The organism is Domibacillus sp. A3M-37, from assembly GCF_024213455.1.
Classification (GTDB): domain Bacteria; phylum Bacillota; class Bacilli; order Bacillales; family Domibacillaceae; genus Domibacillus; species Domibacillus tundrae.
Genome location: NZ_JANAVL010000055.1, coordinates 1 through 4,688, shown reverse-complemented (window position 1 = coordinate 4,688; position 4,688 = coordinate 1). Strand labels below are relative to the sequence as shown.

Annotated in this window: 5 protein-coding genes; 1 reads left to right on the top strand and 4 read right to left on the bottom strand. The window is 36.3% G+C overall.

Going from position 1 to position 4,688, the window contains the following annotated elements; all coding sequences use genetic code 11:
- Positions 1-112: 112 nt before the first annotated feature.
- From NLX67_RS22430 to NLX67_RS22415, 4 genes are all read right to left on the bottom strand, one after another.
- Complete coding sequence (locus NLX67_RS22430) at positions 113-748, bottom strand: chloramphenicol phosphotransferase CPT family protein (RefSeq protein ID WP_254313615.1); 636 nt, start codon at positions 746-748, stop codon at positions 113-115.
- A 95-nt stretch (positions 749-843) separates the two neighbouring features.
- Complete coding sequence (locus tag NLX67_RS22425; protein ID WP_254313614.1) at positions 844-1,170, bottom strand: DUF3986 family protein; 327 nt, start codon at positions 1,168-1,170, stop codon at positions 844-846.
- A gap of 164 nt (positions 1,171-1,334) precedes the next feature.
- Positions 1,335-1,958 carry a uridine kinase family protein gene (locus NLX67_RS22420; RefSeq protein WP_254313613.1) on the bottom strand — a complete coding sequence of 208 codons (624 nt, stop codon included), beginning with the start codon at positions 1,956-1,958 and terminating at the stop codon, positions 1,335-1,337.
- A gap of 784 nt (positions 1,959-2,742) precedes the next feature.
- Complete coding sequence (locus NLX67_RS22415) at positions 2,743-3,630, bottom strand: aminoglycoside phosphotransferase family protein (RefSeq protein WP_254313612.1); 888 nt, start codon at positions 3,628-3,630, stop codon at positions 2,743-2,745.
- Positions 3,631-4,137: 507 nt separating this feature from the next.
- Here NLX67_RS22415 and NLX67_RS22410 point away from each other — a divergent pair.
- Positions 4,138-4,593 carry a GNAT family N-acetyltransferase gene (locus tag NLX67_RS22410; RefSeq protein WP_254313611.1) on the top strand — a complete coding sequence of 152 codons (456 nt, stop codon included), beginning with the start codon at positions 4,138-4,140 and terminating at the stop codon, positions 4,591-4,593.
- The last annotated feature ends 95 nt before the right edge of the window (positions 4,594-4,688 follow it).

Sequence of the window (4,688 nt, the reverse complement as noted above, 5' to 3'; positions counted from 1 at the left end):
ATCGCGAACATGGCGCTGAACATTTTTAAAAAATGAATGGGCTGCGTCTAATTTAGTATGGCCATTTTATGAAGTTAAAGAGTTGAATTTTCATGGGAGTTTAATAACGAATTCAGTCTGTCTCTTCGTTTATCATATCTGCAAGACGCTTAAAAGCTGTATTTATGTGATTCTCTTCTAATCTTTTTCGAATCAAATTTGCACAATCTTCAGGACTTAGAACCGATGTATCTATCTCCAAATCATAGATACCTGGAAAATGAACGGAATTCTGCCACAACATAATGGGTTTTGGTACAGACCCATCTTCAGCGTAGCTATTATTCCAAGTCGCAATTCGTCGCTCCATTACAACATTTAGGGGGCATTGGATACCCACAAATAACACGGGAAATTCCTTCAAAATACCAACACACTTATAAAGAATCCCCCTTCTAGTTGAATAGTTATCGTGATGCCCAACATCAACAACCACGTTCAAACCTAATCGACTGTGTGCTGCAATAGATTCGTACATAGCCTGATAAAAGGTAACGATTAATGGCTCTAAATCAGGGCGTTCGCCTCCAGGTCTTAATCCAATTCCAGGTTGGTAGCGTTGAGGTGTCATTCGAATAAAATTATCAACACCTAAATTCATCCAAACTCCATCAAACGTATTTTGGACAATAGTTGCTATACTTGATTTTCCTGACCGAGGGGTTCCGTTCAGAATCACGATCTTACCTAATGAAATTGTATTTAGCACTCTGTTTCCCCCTCTTACCATAAATGTAACAATTTTATTTTGCTAACCTGCCGTTTGTCGAATAAGAAAATGACCGCTAAAGCGATCATTATAATTTAAATCATTTTATTTGATGATAACCATTGTTTAAACCGTTGGACCCCGATATTATAATCAATCACTTTATTGTCGATAGAAAATATCCTTGTTCCAAATGGATCAAATGTTAATTCATATTTGGATGTAATATTTTTAATTCCATACCCTTTAAAATCAAAGAAAATATCCCATACACCCTCTAATTGTCTTTTAAAAGCTATCGCCTCATAATCAAAGTTATCCTCGTAGTAACCTAAATGCAGATGATATTTATCATCATACAAAATATCCGTTTTGCACCTCTTTTGATTATCTGAAATTATCAATTCGACAGTTGTAATCAAATTTCCTTCTTCAAGTAAACTGCTTCGTTAGCTGAATAAGAAAAGGCTGCTGAAATGACAGCCGAGATATTAAACAAAAGCCCCCGTTACTTGAATAAGGATTGTACTTATAAAATTGAAAGAGTGTCATTAATAGGGTTTTCATACAACAACCGTTAAAACTATTATGAATATTCGTTGACCACTATTAAATCGAACGATGTTGGTGGACACAGGACTGAGAAATAATAATCCTCAGCGGAGTCCCATCGAAGGTGCCAAGCCACATCGTCATTCCCCTCTCTGAGATTATGCCTATGGCGGCGAACATCGGGTAAGACATCCACAAGAACCTTATAATCGACAACATCGGATAGTTCAGGAAGTGAGGAATAAATTCCATCAAGAATAATTACCTTAGCAGGCTCTTTTGTGACCAAGTATGATGACAAACCGTTCCAAGACAAAAAGGAAAAAGGGTAATATTGAGCGTTTTTACCTGCTATTAGTGGTAACAATGCCTCAGTACGCATACGCTGCAAATCGATACAACGACGACACTTTTGTTCGGGTGTGTAGGTATCCCATTCATCGTCGGTAATAGTTGCTGCGAAGAAATCATCACACTGAATGACTGTTGCTCCCAAATGCGAAGCCGCCTCAGCAGCCAACGTAGATTTGCCTGCACCACTCCCTCCGTCTAGGGACACCACCAAAGGACTATTTCGTCCTTTCAGACGTTTGTTAATAGCTGATACAATAGACAGAACGGCTTCATTTGATATATTTATTAATTGGTACTTTTCCACGACTACCACTCCCAATCAAAGAAATTACTACTGCCTTTTAGACAGAATACCTAACCATCTCGCTTATGTCACTAAACTGCTCCGTTATCCATCCATGCAACAACAACCACTGCACCACAGATTATATAAGGAAACTCGTTCTTACATGGGAGTTCAAGAAGAAAATCATCACCAGTCTTTATGACATATGATCGTCTCTGCTTTATAAACCACAGTGATTATCTGACGGCAGTGTATATCCTCTATAGGCGTTTTCCTATGTTCCCTTCTTACTCACACTACCTTCTTCATAAAATAGGCTACACATGCTTCTGAAGGCTTTCCATTCATAGTCTATCCGCTTCCCGCTTGGCTTCTATAATACCTGCTTTTGTATGCGTTTATATGCAAATAAGCGGAACAGCCAAATAGAGTTTATGGCATAGCTTATATAAATACTTTTAATAAACAGGCTACCCTGAAAATATCCTTCCAAAAAGACGTTTTTTCATGCGCCATGGTGCGAATCTTATTAGCATGGATGTCTCTGTTAATTTTTAACACAACAAAAAAAGACCGAAAAAAATCGGTCTATTTTGCATGTCTTCTTGAACTAACGCACCCCGTTAGCCATCCATCCCGCACTTCGCAGCACCACAGATGATGAAATATTTATTATTCTTTCATGGGAGTTGAAGTGCAATTCTTCACAATCTTGCTAACATGCCCCATTGAAATATGAAAAAGCTGTCAGTATGACAGCAGTTCTATATCAAAAAAAACGACACTTAGTTAGTTACTAATGTTAGCTAAGAATTATTGTGGAATCTTCAACTATTGTTAAGATTACATTATATGCTTCTTTGGATTTAATTATATCAGAGTTTTTGTGTTCTTCATATGTGATTAGAGCCTTCCACAGAGCCCATCCTCTTGCTCTATTCCAAGTTCCCTCATCAATATTTAAGACATCCTTGAAAACTTTTCTACTCTCATTATCAAAGAAGGTCCAAGCTATAGCTGCATCACATGAAGGATCTCCAACTCCTAGTACTCCGAAGTCTATTACTGAACTAAGCTTCCCGTCTTGTACTAAAATATTTCCTACCGCAATGTCTCCGTGAAGCCATACAGGGTCTCGTTCCCATTTGGAATCTAAAGCTAAATCCCAGAGTCTTGTCAAGATACTTTCATCAAAGACATCTCTATTGTTTTTGATAGCATTTCTAGATTCATGGTCGTACACAGAAAGAGGTGCACCTCGATAAAAATTATGAGCCCCAGCTAAGGGACCTTCACTCGCGTCAATAGATTGCAATTCAATTAAAAATTCACCTAAATCATTCGCGAATTGTTTAAGATCTTTTACATTTTCTCTAGTTACGGTCTCTCCTTCAATCCACTTGTTAATAGACCAAGGGAATGGATATTCTTCATTCGCTTTTCCTTTTGCAATTGGGGACGGAATAGGCAATGAAAGCTTTTGCTCTAAAATCGGTAACCACTTTTGTTCTTTTTCTACTTGTGGTACATAACCAAGGGCACTTGGCAGTCTAACACTCATGTCAATCCCCAAGTGGAATGTCCTATTGTCATGACCACTTACTTTAACTGGTTTAATTTCTAAATGAGCCCACTCGGGAAATTGCTCTTTTATTAGTTTTGTTACTAATGCAGAATCAATTTTGATCATATCTCTTTCCTCCCTCAGAATATTTCCAATTAATTATATACTTTCGTTAAATATTGTGAATGAAATTTAAGCATGAGTTTCCTATTTATTTTTTAGCCATCCTGCCCGTTGTTCTAAGCACATATTTTCACAAAGTTCTCTAAAAAAAGTTTTTATTGCACAATATAAGTCAAATGCGACATAAAGGAGTCACTTCTCTCTTCAACTAACCTGCTTCGTTAGTTAAGTAAGAAAATCTATATTATCCTTGAATGAGCCTTTCTTTAACCCAATTATCGAAAATGCCTTTTACTTAACAGTTCAGTCTATTAGTAATTAAACCCAAGCTGCCGCAGCTCACCTTTATGGACGAACTGTTGATTAACCAAAGATTTCATAATCTTTTTTAAAGAAGTTTTCCATGTGTGATACGTGAGTGAAATCAGTAGCTGTTTTTATCCATCATTTCACATACAATAAAACTAAGAATTTCCACTCAAGTAAAAGCAGTATTTAGGAGGATTAGTAATGGAAATTAAACTTGAGATAGCAACTCTTGAAGATACTGATATTTTATTTGAAATGCAAAAGAAATCATTTCAATCATTATTAGATAAATATCAAGATTTTGAAACAAATCCTGCTAACGAAACTGTAGATAATATTAAAAGCAGAATGAATAATGGCATATACTATAAAATATTTGTTGAAAATGATTTAGTAGGAGCGGTTAGGGTTGTAATTAAAGGGCGTAGTAACTGGATAAGTCCCATTTTTGTTCTTCCGGAATACCAGGGAAAAGGAATCGCTCAAAAAGCGATGTTAAAAATAGAAACATTATTTCCAAATGCTCAATCATGGGAGCTGCAAACTATATTACAAGAAAAGGGAAATTGCTATTTATACGAGAAGTTAGGATATAAAACAACCGACAATAAGATTCAGATTAACGATAGAATGACATTAGTGCACTATAAAAAATAATGTTTTATTCTTCAAAAGTGGATTTGAGTCAATAATTTGGACACAAAACATACTAAGATTAGCAGTACAGATCAAGGCATTGGTCTGTACTGCTA

What these genes read in the sequence shown, in the direction of transcription:
- NLX67_RS22410 (WP_254313611.1), top strand. Translation starts at nt 4,138, where the DNA reads ATGGAAATTAAACTTGAGATAGCAACTCTTGAAGATACTGATATTTTA.
- NLX67_RS22415 (WP_254313612.1), bottom strand. Translation starts at nt 3,630, where the DNA reads ATGATCAAAATTGATTCTGCATTAGTAACAAAACTAATAAAAGAGCAA.